At 31.9% G+C, this 19,598-nt stretch carries 19 protein-coding genes; 6 read left to right on the top strand and 13 right to left on the bottom strand.

Annotated elements, in window-relative coordinates:
* Positions 1-51: 51 nt before the first annotated feature.
* From AC5SLY_RS04625 to AC5SLY_RS04650, 6 genes are all read right to left on the bottom strand, one after another.
* A complete protein-coding gene (locus AC5SLY_RS04625) occupies positions 52-906 on the bottom strand; it encodes an ABC transporter permease (protein WP_006997949.1) in 855 nt (284 codons plus the stop codon).
* 3 nt (positions 907-909) lie between these two features.
* Positions 910-2,157 carry an ABC transporter permease gene (locus AC5SLY_RS04630; RefSeq protein ID WP_006997948.1) on the bottom strand — a complete coding sequence of 416 codons (1,248 nt, stop codon included), beginning with the start codon at positions 2,155-2,157 and terminating at the stop codon, positions 910-912.
* 85 nt (positions 2,158-2,242) lie between these two features.
* Entirely contained in the window at positions 2,243-3,364 is a 1,122-nt protein-coding gene (locus tag AC5SLY_RS04635; RefSeq protein WP_494598625.1) for an extracellular solute-binding protein, read from the bottom strand.
* A 134-nt stretch (positions 3,365-3,498) separates the two neighbouring features.
* Positions 3,499-4,587, bottom strand: a complete 1,089-nt coding sequence (locus AC5SLY_RS04640) for an ABC transporter ATP-binding protein (RefSeq protein ID WP_018414312.1) — start codon at positions 4,585-4,587, stop codon at positions 3,499-3,501.
* Positions 4,588-4,645: 58 nt separating this feature from the next.
* Positions 4,646-5,812, bottom strand: a complete 1,167-nt coding sequence (locus tag AC5SLY_RS04645) for a M24 family metallopeptidase (protein WP_494598626.1) — start codon at positions 5,810-5,812, stop codon at positions 4,646-4,648.
* On the bottom strand, positions 5,813-6,559 hold the full coding sequence (locus AC5SLY_RS04650) for a maleate cis-trans isomerase family protein (protein WP_006997944.1): 747 nt from the start codon (positions 6,557-6,559) through the stop codon (positions 5,813-5,815).
* Between the two features lie 167 nt (positions 6,560-6,726).
* On the opposite strand from AC5SLY_RS04650, the gene AC5SLY_RS04655 reads away from it, so the two are divergent.
* The 6 genes from AC5SLY_RS04655 to AC5SLY_RS04680 all read left to right on the top strand — a co-directional run bounded on the left by AC5SLY_RS04655 (position 6,727) and on the right by AC5SLY_RS04680 (position 12,871).
* Positions 6,727-7,893 (top strand): LLM class flavin-dependent oxidoreductase, encoded by a 1,167-nt coding sequence (locus AC5SLY_RS04655; protein WP_494598627.1) that lies wholly within the window; start codon positions 6,727-6,729, stop codon positions 7,891-7,893.
* Entirely contained in the window at positions 7,893-8,480 is a 588-nt protein-coding gene (locus tag AC5SLY_RS04660) for an amino acid synthesis family protein (protein WP_494598628.1), read from the top strand. The genes AC5SLY_RS04655 and AC5SLY_RS04660 overlap by 1 nt, the downstream gene beginning before the upstream one ends.
* 4 nt (positions 8,481-8,484) lie before the next feature.
* A complete protein-coding gene (locus tag AC5SLY_RS04665; protein ID WP_494598629.1) occupies positions 8,485-9,267 on the top strand; it encodes an alpha/beta fold hydrolase in 783 nt (260 codons plus the stop codon).
* Positions 9,268-10,749: an aldehyde dehydrogenase gene (locus tag AC5SLY_RS04670; protein WP_020169628.1), complete on the top strand. Its 1,482-nt coding sequence runs from the start codon at positions 9,268-9,270 to the stop codon at positions 10,747-10,749.
* 4 nt (positions 10,750-10,753) lie between these two features.
* On the top strand, positions 10,754-11,611 hold the full coding sequence (locus AC5SLY_RS04675; RefSeq protein WP_494598630.1) for a DMT family transporter: 858 nt from the start codon (positions 10,754-10,756) through the stop codon (positions 11,609-11,611).
* A 75-nt stretch (positions 11,612-11,686) separates the two neighbouring features.
* Positions 11,687-12,871, top strand: a complete 1,185-nt coding sequence (locus AC5SLY_RS04680) for an ABC transporter substrate-binding protein (protein WP_006997938.1) — start codon at positions 11,687-11,689, stop codon at positions 12,869-12,871.
* A 56-nt stretch (positions 12,872-12,927) separates the two neighbouring features.
* On the opposite strand, the gene AC5SLY_RS04685 is transcribed toward AC5SLY_RS04680, so the two are convergent.
* From AC5SLY_RS04685 to AC5SLY_RS04715, 7 genes are all read right to left on the bottom strand, one after another.
* Complete coding sequence (locus AC5SLY_RS04685; RefSeq protein WP_494574750.1) at positions 12,928-13,689, bottom strand: sulfite exporter TauE/SafE family protein; 762 nt, start codon at positions 13,687-13,689, stop codon at positions 12,928-12,930.
* 1 nt (position 13,690) lies between these two features.
* Positions 13,691-14,854, bottom strand: coding sequence for an MFS transporter (locus AC5SLY_RS04690; RefSeq protein ID WP_494598631.1), 1,164 nt, complete (start codon positions 14,852-14,854; stop codon positions 13,691-13,693).
* Positions 14,855-14,930: 76 nt separating this feature from the next.
* A complete protein-coding gene (locus AC5SLY_RS04695; RefSeq protein ID WP_494599125.1) occupies positions 14,931-16,262 on the bottom strand; it encodes a branched-chain amino acid ABC transporter permease in 1,332 nt (443 codons plus the stop codon).
* A gap of 35 nt (positions 16,263-16,297) precedes the next feature.
* Entirely contained in the window at positions 16,298-17,308 is a 1,011-nt protein-coding gene (locus tag AC5SLY_RS04700; protein ID WP_006997934.1) for a branched-chain amino acid ABC transporter permease, read from the bottom strand.
* Position 17,309: 1 nt separating this feature from the next.
* Positions 17,310-18,017 carry an ABC transporter ATP-binding protein gene (locus AC5SLY_RS04705; RefSeq protein ID WP_011282328.1) on the bottom strand — a complete coding sequence of 236 codons (708 nt, stop codon included), beginning with the start codon at positions 18,015-18,017 and terminating at the stop codon, positions 17,310-17,312.
* Complete coding sequence (locus AC5SLY_RS04710) at positions 18,017-18,811, bottom strand: ABC transporter ATP-binding protein (protein ID WP_011282329.1); 795 nt, start codon at positions 18,809-18,811, stop codon at positions 18,017-18,019. Before AC5SLY_RS04710 ends, AC5SLY_RS04705 begins: the two co-directional genes overlap by 1 nt.
* 5 nt (positions 18,812-18,816) lie before the next feature.
* Positions 18,817-19,584, bottom strand: coding sequence for a pyrroline-5-carboxylate reductase (locus AC5SLY_RS04715; protein WP_494598632.1), 768 nt, complete (start codon positions 19,582-19,584; stop codon positions 18,817-18,819).
* Positions 19,585-19,598 lie beyond the last annotated feature (14 nt).

Consider the following 19,598-nt stretch of genomic DNA (forward strand, 5'->3'; position numbering starts at 1 on the left):
TTAAAAATTGAAGAATTGTTTATAATAAAAAAAATGATCTTAGTAAATCAATTACCTATTAATCCCTCTTAGTCTTTCAGACCTTCTTCTTAAAAGTTCTGCGCTAACAAGAATTAATGTGGACATTATAATTAAACAAGTTGCCACTGCCATTATTGTTGGGCTTAGCTGTTCCCTTAGACCAACCCACATTTGAATTGGAATAGTAGTGTTTTCAAGTCCTGCTAAGAATAACACAACAACAACTTCATCAAATGAAGTTACAAAAGCAAATAATGCACCAGAAATAACACCAGGTAAAATTAATGGCAATGTTATTTTCATAAAAGTATTAACTGGATTACTACCCAAACTTGATGCAGCACGTGTTACACTATGATCAAAACCTGTTAAAGTTGCTGTAACTGTAATAACTACAAACGGTGTACCCAAAATAATATGAGATAAAATTATTCCTGTATGTGTTGCAGCTAAACCTACTTTTGCCATAAAGAAGAATATTGCTGTTCCTGAGATAATTAATGGCACAATCATTGGAGATATTAATAAAGCCATGAACGCTGCTTTATATGGCATATGCCTACTACTTAACCCTAGAGCAGCTACCGTTCCAAGTACTGTAGATCCAATTGTAGCAAAGAAAGCTATTATTAAACTGTTTTTTGTCGCAAGTCCCCAAGGATTTTTAGTCCCATAGATCATGTCTTCGTACCATCTTAATGAAAATGCGTCTGGGTCAAGGGCTATCATTCCCTTGGAAAAGTGAATGTATTGTTCTGCATTAAATGAAAGTGGTAAAATTACAAATAGCGGTGCTATTAAAAAGAAAAATACCAACCCACAAATTGTTAAATAAGTATAATGCCAAATTCTATAATTCCAGGATGTGTAAGTTGGTAATGCCATAATTTATCCTAGTTTAATATTATCAATTCCCACTAATTTATTATAGATCCAGTAGATTGTTAACACTCCAACTAACAGCATAGAACCTAGTGCTGCGGCAAACGACCAATCTAAAGAACTCTTCATATGATACGCAATCGTATTACTAATCAATGATCCACTCGCTCCACCAACTAATGCTGGAGTGATATAGTAACCTATAGCTAAAATAAAAACTAATAAACAGCCTGCACCAATTCCTGGAATTGTTAATGGAAAATAAATTTGTCTAAATGCAGTAAATGGAGTTCCACCTAATGATTTTCCAGCTCTCATTAAGCTTGGAGATATTGTTTTCATCACACTGTAAAGTGGCAAAACCATAAAAGGTAATAAAATTTGTGTCATTGCAACAAAAGTGCCAACAACATTATACATTAACTCAGGTCTATTATCATCAGCAGCCCAACCTAGCCAAACAATTAGGTCGTTTATAGGGCCCTGTTGTTGAAGTAAAACCATCCAGCTAGAAGTTCTAACTAATAGTGATGTCCAAAAGGGCAACAACACACATATCATCAATAAATTACTATATTTCATTGGTAGTGTGGCCAATAAATGTGAAATTGGGTAAGCAAGCAAAAAGCAGAATACAGTTACCCAGAATGCAACTTTTATAGTTCTTAACCAGAGGATTTTATGAATTCTCCTGTCTTCATCTTGTTGAATAATATTTCTGTCTTGATCAAATTTTAAATCAAGACCTTTTAGATATTTTGCATAAGACCAATTTGGAGCAGTATTCTTTAAAGCAATCCAATAATCCACGTCTTTCCATATTTTATGGGTTGCCATAAATTGTTCTTTATAATTAGCTTTTTCAAATTTTTTAATTGTTCTATTTGTTTTTTTTAATCCACTACTAAAACCAGATTTTTCATAGTTTAATCTCTGATATAATTTTCCAGCTTCTTTGTTTATAGCCAATGGATAGAAATCTTTATAAAACGCCTCATAAGTTGCTTCATCAGGCAATTCTTTTCCATCCCATTTTTCTAAAGCAGCAAATGTGTTAGGTAATTTTTGTGTGATCATACGATCATCTACACTTCTAAATAGCATGTCTCCTATTGGAAATATGTATGTAATTATAAGGAATAAAAATAACGGACCTACAAGCATTAAAGCCTTTAGCTTATTTTTTCTCTCAGCTTTTTTTAGGCTTATCTCTAGAGGTATCCCGTCTGATGATAATATTTTTTCTGTACTCATATATAAAATTTTTTTAAAAAAAAAGGGCGGTTATTGTGTAACCGCCCTAGTATTTTATAACAAAAACTTAATCTATAAAACTAAATTATAGACCAGCTTTCATTGCTTCCCATTTTTCACCGATTTCATCTTGGTTATCTGCCCAGAAATCAGGGTTCATTAGGATATATCTTTTTGTATTTTGAGGTGCTGTAGGCATGTGTTGTACCATGCTTGTTTTACCATCTTTAAACCATGGCTCTCCAGCATCTATAATAGCGATTGAAGATTTTCTCCAAGGAGCGTAAGCAATATACTTAGCACTTCCAGCTAAACCTTCAGTACTTGTCATTTCTCTAAGTACTTTCATAGCGCTACCGTCAGCATAACCTGGACCATCTTTAACTAATGCAAAATATTCATAGTCAAGAATTTGTCCATCCCATACTTGTACAAGTGGAGTTCCTTCCATTTGCGCATTAAAGAATCTACCATTCCAACCAGTTGCCATTACTACTTCACCATTAGCAAGTAATTCAGGCGGTTGAGCTCCAGCATTCCAGAATACACATCCACCATTTGGATCAGTACATAAAGCTTTAAGTTTATTCATAGCTCTATCAATACCGCCATCTGCTTCAAGTTTTCTGTAAGTTAAGTCAGAACCTTTACCAGGGTTTACACCGTCTGCAGTGATAGCAATCTCTAAGTTAGACATTGCACCTTTGTAAATTGCTCTTTTACCAGGGAAGTTTTTAGTATCAAAAAAGTCTTTCAATGAGTTAGGTTTTTTGTCCCCAATTGTTGCATCATTGTAAGCATAGTTCCATGAGTACAAGATATTTCCAACTGCACACTTAGAAGGCATACCAGTGAAGAAGTCTTCACTTGCTGGTGTTCCATCTGGAGCAGGTGCAAAATCTTTATCAAAATCGAATTCGTGGAAAATACCTTCGTCACATCCAATGATAGTGTCTTTTGCGTACACATCAATGATGTCCCAAGTGATTTTTCCAGCTTCTTTTTGAGCTTTAATTTCTGATAATCCACCAGTGTAATCTACCCAATTTACAGGTATTCCAAGTTTCGCTGCTGTAGGATCACCATACCCTAATTTTTGACTTTCAGTATAAGCACCACCCCAAGACACTACAGTAACTGCAAATGCTGAAGTTGTGATAGAAAGTACAAAAGATAGAGCAAGTAATAATTTACTTATTTTTTTCATTTTCTCTCCTATTTAACGTTAACGTTTGTTATTTTATAAAGTGAAAGTAAAACAAGATAGATAAGTTTAGTCAACAGCCAATTATGTCTAATTTGCCTTTATTTTATTTGAGTTTTTTAGGGATTTTTTTAAGATTATTTTGGATCTAAAGCTCTGCAATCAATACTGTTCCAACCAATATTAAGCATATTACCTTTTTTTAGATCTAATCTTGCAGTGCTATTTGGTACTTTAAGAATGAATTCTTTATTTCCCAACAAATCAACTCTTAGTCTAGTGTGATCACCGTGATAAATTATTTCTTCAATTTTACCTTTATGATTATTATCCATTTTATCTGTAGGATCTATAATTGCTCTTTCGGGTCTTAGTGAAACTTTAGTCTTATCCCCTTTTGCTTTAACAGCAACTGGATTTGCTAAAATTTCTGTGCCATTTTCTAATTTAACTTTACATTTATCTCCTGAAATATCTAAAACTTGACCTGAAAATTTATTATTTTCTCCAATGAACTCAGCAACAAACGAATTAACTGGTTTTTCATACAATTCATCAGGACTTGATAGTTGCTGAACTTTACCATCATTGAAAACTGCAATACGGTTTGACATTGTTAATGCTTCCGTTTGATCGTGTGTAACATACACAACTGTTACACCAATACTTTCGTGAATATGTTTAATTTCATATTGCATGCTTTCTCTTAAATTTTTATCTAATGCTCCAAGTGGTTCATCCATTAATACCACTTGTGGATCAAAAACTAATGATCTTGCAACAGCAACACGCTGTTGTTGTCCACCTGATAATTGCATCGGCATTCTTGCTTCAAAACCATGAAGTGAAACCATGGATAAAGCTTTATCTATTTTTTTATCAGCTTCATCTTTTGGAATTTTTCTAACTCTTAATGGAAAAGCTAAATTTTCATAAACAGTCATGTGTGGAAATAAAGCATAGTTCTGGAATACCATTCCTATTCCTCTTTTGTGAGGTGGAATATTTGAAATAACCTTACCATCTAAATAAATTTCTCCATGAGTTGGTGTTTCAAAACCAGCCAGCATCATAAGACAAGTTGTTTTACCAGAACCAGAGGGTCCTAGCATAGTTACAAATTCACCTTCTTCAATGTCTAGATTTAATCCTTTAACGACCAATACTTTGCCATCATAGCTCTTGTCTACATTGTCAAATTTTACAAATTCTTTGTTTTTAGTCATATTTTCTAAATGGATTTAAAACATTTGTGAGCTTATTTATCAAGTTTTTTTATTTTAATTATTTAATGTGAAGATCTTTTGAAAAATTACAAAATAGCTCACTTCCTTGATCCGTAACTCTTATTGCTTCAGAAGCTTCAACTCCCCAATTTCCAAATTGCATAACAGCAATCATATGAAAAGTAATATTTGGCTCTAAAATTGTCATATCTCCTTTTGATATATTTAAAGTGTGTTCCCCCCAATCAGGTGGGTAACCAATTCCGATAGAATATCCAGTACGAGAGGTTTTCTCTATACCGTACTTATCTAGAACCTTCCAAAATGCCTGAGCCACATCATCTGCAGTTTTTCCTGGTTTGATAGCATCAATACCTGCCTGCAAGGCTTCGTTTGTTTTTTTCATTGTATCAATTTTAAGTTGGTCAGCTTTTCCAAGAAGCACTGTTCTTGCCATAGGACAATGGTATTTTTTATGAGAACCTGAAAGTTCAATAATTGTTGCTTCGCCCTCTACAAATTTATCTTCTGTCCATGTTAAATGAGATGCTGATGTACCTTTGCCAGTTGGAAGCATTGGAACAATAGACGCATAATCTCCACCAAACTCAGGAGTTCCCTTTATTAGAGCCGCTTGTATTTCTGATACAGCATCACATTGTCTTACCCCAGGATTGATTACTTTAAAAGCTTTCTTCATTCCTGTTTGAACTATTAATGATGCAGCTTTCATTAAATTAATTTCAGTATCTGATTTTACAACTCTAACCCAGTTGACTAATCTTTCACAATCTGAAATTTTTGCATTGGGTAAACCTGATTTTATTTTTTCATAACAGTAGGCAGTAAAATAATGACTGTCCATTTCAACTCCAATAGAAAGTTTATCCCATTTTCTTTCTTTAATAATATCTGTTAAAGCTTCATAAGGGTGAAGCGGCCAATTATGAATATATTTTTCACCATACTTTATAATATTTTCATCTTTCAAATAAGTTTTAATATATGCTCCACCTGCATCTTGGTCTCTAACAAAACATAAGGGCTCATCTGCATTAATATGAACTATGACACATTGGGCATAATAGAATGACCAAGCATCATAACCTGTTAAATAATTCATGTTCGATGGATCCTGAGAGATTAATACATCAATGCCTTTATCTTGCATTGATTTTTGAACCTTCTTTAATCTATTTTTGTATTCTTCTTTTGTAAAATTCATTTAGTTAAATTTAAATAGTTTTCCAAAACCTTCAATACTATTTTTATAGCCAATAGCATTTAGACTTTCCCAAATTAATGTTTGATTGCTAGATAAAATGACTTTATTCATTTTTTTTTCAAGCTTATCGATTATCGATAATACTGGTAATGCCGTACAAGACACAAATAATGCCTCACTTTCTTCTAAATTAATTTTTGACAAAACTTCAAATAAATATTCTTCATCTACTTTTCCAATATCTAAATCAGACTCAATATCAAAATATGTTAATCCATTAACTGCAATATTTTCTTTATTAAAATAATTTATAACTGAGTCGTTTATACTTTTTGTATAAGGGGTAAAAACCGATACTTTGTTAATGTTAAAAGCTTTTAAAGCCTTAATAGCAGATGTAATTGGGGTGGTAACTTTTGCTTCAGGCTTGGCTAACTTCACATTTTTTTCAATCACATCATAACCTGCTGCAATTGTTCCTGATGTACATCCATAAGCAACACAATCTATTTTTTGATCTGGTAAAATATCTTTAGTGACATCGGTAATATCATCTGCCATTTTAGCTAACGTTTCGTTGGTCAAGGGATTGTAACAATGTATTCGATTAACATACAGATCTACATCTCTTCCATAGATCACATTATTAAAATCCTTTTCAATTCTAAAATCGCTACCAAGCGTTATAAGACCAATTCTTGGGTTCGATTTTGAAATATATTTTGGCTCAACCTTGTTTAATTTCATAAATTACCTGTAATATTTGGATTAAATATATATTGAATAAGGAGTCTAGTTAAAATAAAGTTTAACAAAAGCGTACATAACTCGTCGTTAACTAAGGTTTAAACGGTACTAAAGAATACGAAAGTGGGATCAGTCGTCTTTAAATTTAACTATTTAAGGGGGTTTGAATGAAATTTGGATATTTTTGTAACACTACTAATTGGAATCATAAACCATACAATCAACTATTAAAAGAAACCCAAGAGATCACTATTTACTGTGATGAAAATAATTGGGACTCTATTTGGTATACCGAACATCACTTTAATCATGAAGGAATGGAATCTTGTACAAATCCTTTAATGATGGGTGTGGATGCGGCCGCCAGAACAAAACAAATAAGAATAGGTCAAGCTTGTAATGTAATTACATTTCATAATCCTATCCGTCTAGCTGAAGACATTGCTTTGCTAGATCAATTGTCTGGAGGAAGAGTTGATGTTGGTATTGGAAGAGGAATTTACGGAAGAGAAGCTATCAATATGAATAAAGAAGCTGACTTAAAAGATCAGGCAAAAAATTTTAGGTTGTTTGATGAGTCATTAACCATAATGAAAAAAGCTTGGACAGAAGAATTTTTTAGTCACCAGGGTGAGTTTTACACTTATCCATCACCAAATTTTACTTGGCAACATGACATGAGTCCACCTAGTGAAAAGTTTTTAGATACAAAAACAAATGAAATTAAAAAAATTAGCGTTGTACCAAAACCAAAACAAGAGCCACATCCGCCAATATGGCAAGTTGTGGATGGTGCACGTTCAATTGAATGGGCGGCACAGAATGGCTTAAATACAATAATGTGGATACCTACAGTTAAAGCATTAAAGAAAAGGTTTGAAATTTATAGAGATGCAAAATCAAAAACTGAAAATAGAGAAGTGCCGCTTGGAGAAGGTATATCTTTAGTTAGAGATATGTTTGTTGCTGAAACTATGGAAGAAGCTGAAAAAATGGCTGGTGAGCATATTATCAATTATATGAAATGGGTTTGTCATTGGAGAGGTTTGGGTAATCATATGGATCCAGGAGAAGAACTACCAGAAACAAAACACAAATTAGATTTGCTTAATTATGACTTTCTACATAAAAGAAATTTATTATTTGGAACACCAGAGTATGTTGTTAATAAAATAAATGAATTAAAGTCTGAATTAAATTTACAAAATCTTCAAGTTTGGTCAAATTTTCCTGGAATAGATCATGAAGCTTGCATGAGAAGTATAAAGTTGTTTAATGATGAGGTTATACCAAAGATTAATTTAGATAATTCAAATATAGAGAAAGCGAGTTAATGAAACTAGAACTTAGAAAGTTTACAAAATTTGTAGATAAGACTTTTATTGAAGGCGGTAAAGAAGCTAAAGAACCAGTTTTAATGGTTTCTGTTGCTGCTGTATTTAAAAATCCATGGAGTGGAAAAGGTTTTGTCGATGATCTTAAACCAATCATTTTAGATTTAGCACCTAAGTTAGGTGATATTTTAGTTCCAGAGCTTATAAAAGAGATTGGCTCACCTGAAAAAATTTTAGCATATGGAAAAGCTGGTACGGTCGGACTTGATGGTGAAATTGAGCATGCCTCAGCATTTATTCATACATTAAGATTTGGTAATAAATTTAGAGATGCTGTTGGTGGAACTTCCTACTTAAGCTTTACTAATACTAGGGGTCCTGCTGGATCAAAAATGTCTATTCCAATGATGCATAAAACAGATTCAGGTTTAAGGCCTTATTATTTAACTCATGAATTTACGATTCATGATGCTCCTTTTGATGATGAAATTGTTATAGCAATTGGTGGAGCCTCCACAGGTAGAGCTCATGCTAGAACGGGTGATCGTTATCAAGACATGAAAGAAATGGGAATAGATCCCAAATAAATTAATGTTTCAAAATTTTGATCCAAATCAAAATTATTATTCATTTAATGATAAAAATACAGTTCCTGTAGTTTTTATTCATGGTGTCGGACTTGATCAGCAGATGTGGGAACCTCAAATTGAAGCTTTTAAAGAATATTCAATAATTACATATGATTTATTAGGGCATGGAAAAACTATTCTCAATAAAGAAGATGTAACATTAAATGATTTTTCAAACCAACTAAAATCGATATTAGAATATTTAAAAGTGGATAAGATTAATCTTGTTGGTTTTTCTTTAGGTTCTTTAATTGCACTAAATTTTGCCTCTAAATTTCAAGACAAACTAAACAGCCTTGTTGTAATGGGTACAACATATAAAAGAACTTCAGAACAAAGGTCTTTGGTTATAGAAAGATTTGAACAGGCTAAATTAAACAAACCTATTTCAAAACAAGCCCTAAAAAGATGGTTTACCAATCAATACTTAAATGACCATCCAGAAACTTATAATCAATTTATAAAAATTTTGACAAAAAATAAAAAAGATCATTTAAATTTTTTAAAAGCTTACAAATTATTTGCTTATCATGAGGACAATACAGATATAATTAAAAATATTAAAACTAGGACCCTTGTGATGACAGGTTCAAATGATTCAGGATCTACTGTCGAGATGTCAAAATCTTTATGTGAAGATTTAATAAACTCAAGTTTTATTGAGATAAATAATGGAAAACATCTTTGTAGTATAGAGTGTGCAGATGATGTTAATATCAATCTTAAAAATTTTATTAATAGATAAATGACAAAAATTCAAAACTTTAAAATGTATATAAATGGACTGTGGGTTAATTCAGAGTCTGGAAAAACAATAGAAACTGTAAACCCAGAAAACAACGAAGTTTGGGCAACTGTTCCTGAAGCTAACGAGAAGGATGTAGATAAAGCAGTTAAGGCCGCACAAAATGCTTTTGAAAAATCTTGGTCAAATTTACACCCAAGAGAAAGAGCTAAATACTTAAGGTCTCTTGCAGATCAATTAAGACAAAATGCTGAACATCTTGGAACTATAGAAACAATTGATACAGGAAAAATTTTTAGAGAAACAAAAACACAAGCTAACTATATTGCTGAGTATTACGATTATTTTGCAGGACTAGCCGATAAAGTTGAAGGAACAGTTGTACCAATTGATAAGCCAGACATGCAAGTAACAACTACTAGAATACCTATTGGTGTTGTTGCTGCGATAATTCCTTGGAACTCCCAAATGTTATTAACTGCAGTAAAATTAGCACCCGCATTAGCAATGGGTAACACAGTTGTAATAAAAGCTTCTGAACTAGCGCCTGTAACATTATTAGAATTTGCAAAACTAGTTGAAAAATCAGGTATACCTAAAGGTGTTGTAAATATAATTACTGGTCTAGGTGAGCCTTGTGGTAAAGCTCTAACTACACATGACCTTGTAGAAAGAATTGCTTTTACAGGTGGTCCTGAAACCGCAAAACATATTGTTAAAAATTCAGCAGAAAATTTATCGCAAGTAAGCTTAGAACTTGGTGGAAAAAGTCCTGTTGTCGTATTCGATGATGCCGAGCAAGAGAACGCACTAAATGGAATTACTGCTGGTATCTTTGGTGCAAGTGGTCAAAGCTGTATTGCAGGATCACGACTTTACATCCAATCTAAAATTTATGATGACTTCTTAAATAAGCTAATAGCCAAGGCTGAAAAAATAAAATTAGGAGCTCCTATGGATAATGAAACTCAAATGGGACCTTTAAATAGTTATAAACAACTAAAAAATATAGAAAAAAATATCAAAGCAACAGTTGAGCAAGGTGGAAAAATTAGATGCGGTGGAAAAAGGTCCAATATATCTAGTAAAGCTTATTATTTTCCAGCTACAATTATTGAGTGTGAAAATCATAATTTGCCTACAGCAGAAAATGAATTATTTGGTCCAGTTTTATCTGTTATGAAATTTGAAACAGAAGAAGATGTGATTAAATTAATGAATGATAATAAATATGGCTTATCTTCTGGAGTTTATACCTCAAACTTTGGAAGAGGTTTGAGAGTATCAAAAGCAATTAGAGCTGGAATTACTTTTGTAAATACTTATAGGTTAATTTCACCCATGGCTCCGTTTGGAGGAATTAAAGATAGTGGATATGGAAAAGAAGCAGGAATTGAGTCAATTAAAGAATACACAAGAATAAAAACCACATGGTTAAATTCATCGGATAAACCAATGACTGATCCATTTACAATGGGTTAATTTTTTGACTGTCAGACATTATTTTTTAGTTTTATTTATCATGTTTCTTTTTGGTAGTTCTTATCCAATTAATAAACTTGCATTAAACACATCCCTCACCCCTGTATTGGCAGCCTCATTGAGAATGTTTATACTTTTTGTTTGTCTTGTTCCTTTTTGTAAATTTAAAATCCCAAACAAAAAATACTATCTGCCTTTAGCAGGTTTTTCTTTTTCAATGGGCTTTGGTGTTTTTATTTTTTTAAATTTATCTCTGCAAAAAGCAACTATGGTTGCTCCTATAATTATTGGAGCTCAACTAGCAATACCCTTTGCAATTCTTGCAAGCTCTTTATTTTTAGGTGAAAAGGTAACTCCTAAAATGTGGGTATTAATATTTATTTCTTTTTTTGGAATTTTTTTAATTGGTTATGATCCAAATTTAAAAAGTGAAATTTTTGCAATTTTTCTTTGTGCAATTTCTGCTTTTTTCTATGGTCTTGCGAATGTGTTTTCTAGATATATTAAAGATATAGATGTTAAATTAACCAACACAGTTATGGGCTTTACTGGTTTTATACTGCTTTTTCTTTTTTCCATTTTTTTTGAAGGAAACACAGTTTATCAATTACTAAATATTGATTTTTATACTTGGCTTTTATTACTCCATAATGGGGTGATGGTTTCTGTAATTGCACACACCTCATTATTTTATTTATATAAATTTTATTCAGTAAATAAAATTATGCCCTTTTATTCTTTATTTCCAGTATTTGGCCTAATCCTAACGTTCTTTATATTCGGAGAAATCCCAACTCTACTTAGTGCGATTGGCGGTTTAATTGTAATATTTTCTGTATATAGGCTTCAAAAAATTAGATAATTCTCCTATTGAAAATTCGTTTAAATAGTCTTTAATTTGATTTTTATAAATTGTTAACAATCAAAGAGGAAAATAATGAAAAAACTATTTATTGCTGCTTTTATATTCGTTTCTACTTTTACAACGAATACATTCGCAGAAGTTAAAATGGGAATCATTTTAGGATTTACTGGTCCTATTGAATCTCTAACACCAGCTATGGCTGCATCTGCAGAGCTTGCATTTAAAGAAGCTTCTGACTCAGGTTCACTATTAGGTGGAGAAACTATTTCAGTAGTAAGAGCAGATTCAACTTGTGTTGATTCAGCAGCAGCAACAGCAGCAGCAGAAGGTGTTATTGCACAAGGTGTTGCAGCAATTATGGGTGCTGACTGTTCAGGTGTAACTGGTGCTATTGCATCTAATGTTGCTGTACCAAATGGTGTAGTAATGATTTCACCTTCAGCAACTTCTCCAGGACTTACAGCTTTAGATGATAAAGGCTTCTTTTTTAGAACAGCCCCATCTGATGCTAGAGGTGGTCAGATTTTAGCTGATATTACTAAAGACAGAAAAATCAAAAGTGTAGCAATTACTTACACTAACAATGACTATGGAAAAGGTTTGGCTGATGTTTATGAAGCAGCTGTAAAAGCTCATGGTATTAAAGTAACAACTGTATCTGCACACGAAGATGGTAAAGCAGATTACTCATCTGAAGTAGCAACTTTAGCTTCAGCAGGTGGTGATGCCGTAGCAGTAATTGGTTACCTAGACCAAGGTGGAAAAGGAATTATTCAAGGTTCTTTAGACTCTGGTGCATTTGATAAATTTATTTTATCTGATGGTATGATCGGTGACTCATTAACTGAAGCTTTTGGAAAAGATTTAAATAAATCTTTTGGTTCAATTCCTGGTTCAATGAATAAAAAAACAGCAGGTACTTTTGCCTCTGTTGCTAAAGCAGCGGGTATCGACTCATCTGGACCTTACACTGGTGAATCTTATGATGCAGCAGCTTTAATCGTTCTTGCGATGCAAGCAGGTGGATCAGCAGATAGAGCTTCTATTGCAAAAAATGTAATGGATGTTGCTAATGCCCCTGGTACTAAGATTTACCCAGGTGAACTTAAAAAAGGTTTAGACTTACTAGCTAAAGGTAAAAAAGTTGACTACGAAGGTGCAACTGGTGTTACTTTTACTAACGTAGGTGAAGCTGAAGGTTCTTTCCTAGAAAAAGAAATCAAAGGTGGAAAATTCAAAAATAAAAAACAAAGATAATTAAAATCTTAATTTTAAAACCCTCAGCAGTGAAAATTGCTGGGGGTTTTTTTTATTTAAAAATTACTAATAATCCTAAAAAAACCAAATATCGAAATTAATATAAGAAAATAAAAAACAACTTTTCTATAAGTTTTCTCTTTGCTTTTAACAAAAAATTTATCACCAATATAAACACCTATTGGTAAAATAATAATCAGTGGAATAGTTCTATAAATAGTTGTCAGATCTACAATTCCTGCAAAAAAACTAAGAATAAATGCATAAATATCTGTTAAAAAGAATAAGGCTGCTAATGAACCTCTAATTACTGCTGGTTGAATACTTGTAACTAATAAAAAAAGTGCCACAGGCATTCCACCTAATGTGGTTAATCCATTTAATGTTCCAGAGACTATTCCAGTAATAAGCTTTCCATAATTATTATTAATTTTTTTATTCTCATATCCTTTCATTAATAAAAATGAAAAAAATATAACTAATGCGCAAACTGACAGGTGTGTTGTATCTGGAGATAAATACTTCAATAAATAAAGCCCAATAGGTGACCCAATGATTATTCCTATCAATAATTTTAAAACAAAATTCCAGTCTATTTTGTTCCATATATATGGAACCATAAAAATACTAATAATAACCTCAAGTATTAGAATAATTGGGACTATCTCTATTGCTGGAAGAATAAAAGAAAAGCCAGAAATACATATTGCAGAAAAGCCAAAGCCATTAAAACCTCTTATAATAGATGCAATAAATACGGTAAATATTACAAAATAGATTTCAATTAAACTCAGTTGAAGATTAGATAAAAAATCCACTCTATTTCCTTTTTTTAAAGTCTGCTCTTAATGTTGATAAAACAATTATTACTAAAAATATTATACAAACTAAATTCATTGTTTTCCAACTTGTTAAGGTTAAAAAAACTCCAGCCGATAAGCTTGCTACTGCCTGAATTGAATAAACAATTAAATCATTAAAGCCTTGTGCTTTAAATTTTTCATCCTCTCTATAAGATAAAACTAGTAAACTTGTTCCAGATATAAATAAAAAGTTCCAACCAAATCCTAAAAATATTAATGCAATTAAATAATTAATAAAATTTTGCTCAAATAAACTAGTCAAAATTGTTATAAAAAATAAAACAACACCAGCGTACATAATTTTACTATGTCCAAATTTTTTTATCAAATTACCTGTTATCAATGAAGGTAAAAACATAGCTGCGATATGAAGTTGAATTACAAAACCTGTTTTAGTTAAACTTATTTTTTCCATTACATGCATACTTATTGGAGTTGCAGTCATTAAAAATGACATCACTGCATAAGCAAATGCCGAAGCCACTAATGCTTGTAGAAATCTTGGTTGAGAAATTAACTCCAAATAACTACGTTTGATTTTCTTGTTAACATGATTGGGTTTATGTCCATCCTCATAAAATAATAGAAAAATTGTTGAAGTAAGAGTTAAAGCAGCAAGCGCAATATAAGATCCGGCATATAAATGTTCGGCTATAAAACCTTTTGTTATATTAGCAACATTTGGTCCTATAAAAGCCGAACCTATTCCTGCTAATAATATTATTGAAATAGCTTTTGGTGCCATATCTTTTTTAACAGTCTCAACTGCTGCAAAACGATATTGATGACTAAAGGCTACTCCTGCACCAAGTAAAAAACATGAAAAATTAAAAAGGATAAAGCTTTCAATAATTATTGCGTACGCCGCTAGAACAGATGATAAGGAGCTCACTACAGAAGCAAACATAAAGCCTGCTCTTCGACCAATTATACTCATAACCTTTGCTGCAAAGATTGCAAAAATTGCAATACCAACAATTGATAAAGCCATCGGTAAAGTTGCTAAAGATTTTACTGAACTAAACTGAGAGCCAATTATTCCACTTAAGAAAACTGTTACGGGTGCTGCTGTAAAAGCAAAAATTTGACTTAAAATTAGCAGCCATAAATTTTTATTCATTAAAAAATGTATTTATCACTAAGATAAAGAGCAAAACCTAGAGCCATCCCTAATAAAATATATTTCATAATAAAGTTTATTTTATTTCGATTTTTTCAGGAAGTATACCTTTAGGTCTATACCTCATGATCAACAGAAGACCCATCCCCATCATTAAATATCTAAAGTAAGGAACGCTTTCAATTAAATGAATTTTTAATGAATGTGTATCTGCTAAACCTGCTGTAAATAAATTAATCAAGAATAATGCAATTGGCGCTGCCTCAATCCATAGAAACCAGACTGCAAAACCTCCTAAAATTGCTCCAAAATTATTCCCACTTCCTCCAACAATAACCATAACCCAGATTAAAAAAGTATATCTCATAGGTTGGTAACTACCTGGAGTAAATAAACCATCTTGAGTGACTAACATAGCGCCAGCAATTCCAACTATAGCTGAGCCTAAAATAAAGATTAATAAATGTTGCTTGACGACATTTTTTCCCATTGCATTAGCAGCTTCTTCATTGTCTCTTATCGCACGCATCATTCTTCCCCATGGAGAGTAAAGAGCTTTTTGAGTTACTATTAACAAGGCTATAACAACAATTAAAAATAAACCTGAATAACAAAGTTTTACAAAAACTGATGATCCCTCAATCACTAATTGGTTAAGAGTTGATTGTTTATCAGTAATACTGGAGATTAAATCTAATTTCCCAGAATTAAATTTTGCAACTAAATTTATAAACCATTCTTTAGTTTGGAGTTCAATTTCATAAGGCACTGGTCGATCCAGTCCAATTACATTTTTAACACCTCTTGTTAACCAATCTTCATGCTTGATTATAGCTATAACTATTTCTGATATTAATAGTGTGGCAATAGCTAAATAGTCTGCACGTAAACCTAAAGCAACTTTACCAACTATAAATGCTAGACCTGCTGCAAAAAATGCACCTACGATCCAAGAAAACATAATTGGCAATCCTAATCCACCAAGAAATCCTGTTGTTGCTGGGTTAACATTTTCAATAGCTTCAATACTTGTCTCTGATGTAACTCTTATAATTATAATTCCAGCAATAATAATTGTAGCAATACCATAAGTTCTAATTTTAGATTTTTCAAAATTTTTTAATACAAAACGTATTGCAAGGACCATTGCAACAATTAACCATAAAGACATTAGAATACTAAAACCTCCCGCAACCCATGCTTCTTGTACAGGTTCAACAGAAATTAAAACTGCAGCTAATCCACCTAATGCCGCATAACCCATTAGACCAAAATTGATTAACCCTGCATACCCCCATTGAATATTTGCTCCCATAGTCATTACAGCAGAAATTAAACACATATTAAAAATTGATAGAGCTACATTCCAAGATTGAAATATTCCAACTAAAATAATAAGCCCCAACATGATTGCGTAAGCTATAATTACATTTAAGTGCTTTCTCACAGTACCTTCCCTTTGAATATTCCATTAGGTCTATAAAGTAAGACAATCACCAGTATAGAAAATGAGACAGCAAATTTATAATCTGTTGATAATAACTGAACTAACGTTTCTGGCTCCATGCTTGCTGGCAAAACATACATAAAGAATTTTTTATAAGCATAAGTTAGGAATATTTCTGAAAATGCTATGACATATCCTCCTAAAAATGCTCCAAAGGGGTTTCCAATACCTCCAACAATTGCTGCCGCAAAAATTGGCAACATGTTATTAAAGTAGGTAAATGGCTTAAAACTTTTGTCCAATCCATATAAAGCTCCACCAATTGTCGCTAAAATTCCTGCAATAATCCAAGTAATCATAACTACTCTTTTAGGATCAATTCCAGACAATAAAGCTAAATCCTCATTATCAGAATAAGCACGCATGCTTTTTCCTGTCTTAGTTTTGTTTAAAAACCAAAATAAAATAGAAACCAATACAATTGTTACAAATATAGTTAATACCTGACTAGATTTAATTGCTAAACCTTCATTAAGTCCTGTCATTTCTTTAAACTCACCTGCTTTGATAATAAATTTTTCTCCATCAAAAAACCTCTGATCTGATGGACCGATTATTATTCTAACAACAGCTTGAGTTACAAACATTACACCAATACTAACCATTGCAAGTTGAACAGGAGGACTTTTGCTCACTCTATAATATCTAAAAACAAATTTATCAATTAAGAGCATATATCCAATTGTTAAAACAATTGCAAAAGGGATGGCAAGTAACGCTGTTGGTAAAACACCTAAAGAAATTCCAAGTGATTGAAAATACCAAGTAAATAATATGGTGACCATCGTACCAAAAGCCATCATGTCCCCAGTTGCAAAATTAGCAAACCTTAAAATTCCATAAATTAAAGTTACAAATATTGCACCTAGTGCTAGTTGAGAGCCATACGTAAGAGCTGGCATAAAAATATAATTTAATAACAATATAATTGCGTTTAAGAATTCCATACTATCCACCTAAAAAAGAGCTTCTTACTCTTGGATCGTTTAATAATTCTTTTCCTGTTCCTGAATACTTATTTTCACCTGTAACTAGTACATATCCACGATCAGAAATATTAAGCGCTTGTTTAGCATTTTGCTCAACCATTAAAATTGCAACATTAGTTCTTTTTACTTTGATGATATGGTCAAATAATTCATCCATTACTATTGGAGAAACACCAGCAGTGGGTTCATCTAACATTAATACAGATGGTTTTATCATTAATGCTCTTCCAAGAGCCACTTGTTGTCTTTGACCTCCAGATAATTCACCAACTAATTGGTTTCTTTTTTCTCTAAGTATTGGAAATAGTTCATAAATTTCTTCTATAATATTTTGATAATTGTCATCTCTTAAATAAGCTCCCATCTCTAAATTTTCTTCAACACTCATTCCAGAAAATACATTTTTTGTCTGTGGTACAAATGAAATACCTTCTCTCACCCTATCTTGTGGTGAAAGTTTTGAAATATCTTTGCCATCAATTATAACTGAACCAGATTTTAAATTTAAAAGACCAAGCATTGCTTTCATGGCTGTTGATTTACCAGCACCATTAGGTCCAAGAATTGAAACTATTTCGCCTCTGTTTACATTAACTGAACAAGAGTTGATGATATCAGGTCCATTACCATAACCACCTGTCATTTTTAAACCTTCAAAAAAAGCCATTAGTTCTCATCCTTTATCTTTGATCCTCTGCCTAAATAGCTTTCTATAACTTTTTCATCTTTCTTAGCTTCTTCAGCGGTCCCTTCAAATAAAACTGAACCTTCTGCCATAACAATAACAGGGTTACATAATCTACTTATAAACTCCATATCATGTTCGATCATACAGAATGTATAACCTTCTTCCTTATTTAACTTAAGAATAGCAGTTCCTAAATCTTTAAGCAGTGTTCTATTAACACCAGCACCTACTTCATCAAGTAATACTAATTTTGCATCAACCATCATGGTTCTTCCAAGTTCTAATAATTTTTTTTGGCCTCCAGATAAATTCCCAGCTAATTCATTTGATAAATGAGTCAGATTTAAAAAATCAACTACGTCTTGGGCTTTTTGTTTAACTTTAAGTTCTTCCGTTCTAACTAAACTTGGTTTTAATAAAGCAGTCATTAAATTTTCACCTGACTGGTTTGCAGGAACCATCATTAAATTTTCAAGCACAGAAAGATTAGTAAACTCATGTGCTATTTGAAAAGTTCTTAAAATTCCTTTAGAAAATAATTCATATGAAGGAACGTCAGTAACATCCTCATTATTAAACAATACTTTTCCTTGTGAGGATTTTAAATTTCCAGCTATTAGATTGAACAAGGTGGTCTTGCCTGAGCCGTTAGGTCCTATAATTCCTGTAATAGATCCTTTCTTAATCTTTAATGAACAATCTGACACTGCAGCCAAACCTCCAAAATATTTAGATAGATTTTCAATTTGTAAGATGTTCTGTTCTTGATCCATGAAATTTATTTATTTAATCTTCTATGTATACTGTTGAGTGTCTTTTCTAAAGATTTATAAAAACCTGCTTTGCTTAATTCTTTAACTCCTTGTTCATTCAATCCTTTAGGTGTTTGAGACTCTTTTACTAAAAATTTTAAATCTTTTTTAGAGTTTACAACTGCATCTTCTGATAATGCTAAAAATAAAGATGTTATATATTTTTGTGCATTATTTCGTTTAACTCCTCTTTTCACTAACCAGTCTGTCATTACTCTTAGTAATTCATAAAAGGGTGCCATCATTCCAGAGGTTGACCAAAAATTGATTGAAGATTTTTCATTTTTAATTTCAACGGTTGTGCCAATTTTATTAAAAAAATCTTTAACTTTTTTATTGGGTGGACAAATGGGTACTGGTCCTTTTTTTAAAGATATAGGAGGTAATGGTATCACTCTTATAATTTTTGCTTTAACTTTGATTGCTTTTTTAAGTTGAGCTAAAGTAATTGTTGATATGAAACTAATTACAGTTTGATTTGATCTAAACTTTAAATTTTTAATAATTTTTTCACCCACTGTTGGAGTTACTGATAAAAATATCCAATCACAAGAATTAATAATTTCCTGGTTATCTTTACTAACAGTTATCTTTTTAAACTTTTTTTTTAAAATACTAGATGTAGATTTATTTCTCTCAGAGATGATTATTTTGTTATACAAAATACTGGAACTGCAAATACCAGTGATAACGGCAGACGTAATTTTACCTGTTCCTATAAAGCCTAATTTCATAAATATAGTTACTT

The organism is Candidatus Pelagibacter sp. PS_23 (assembly GCF_059417905.1).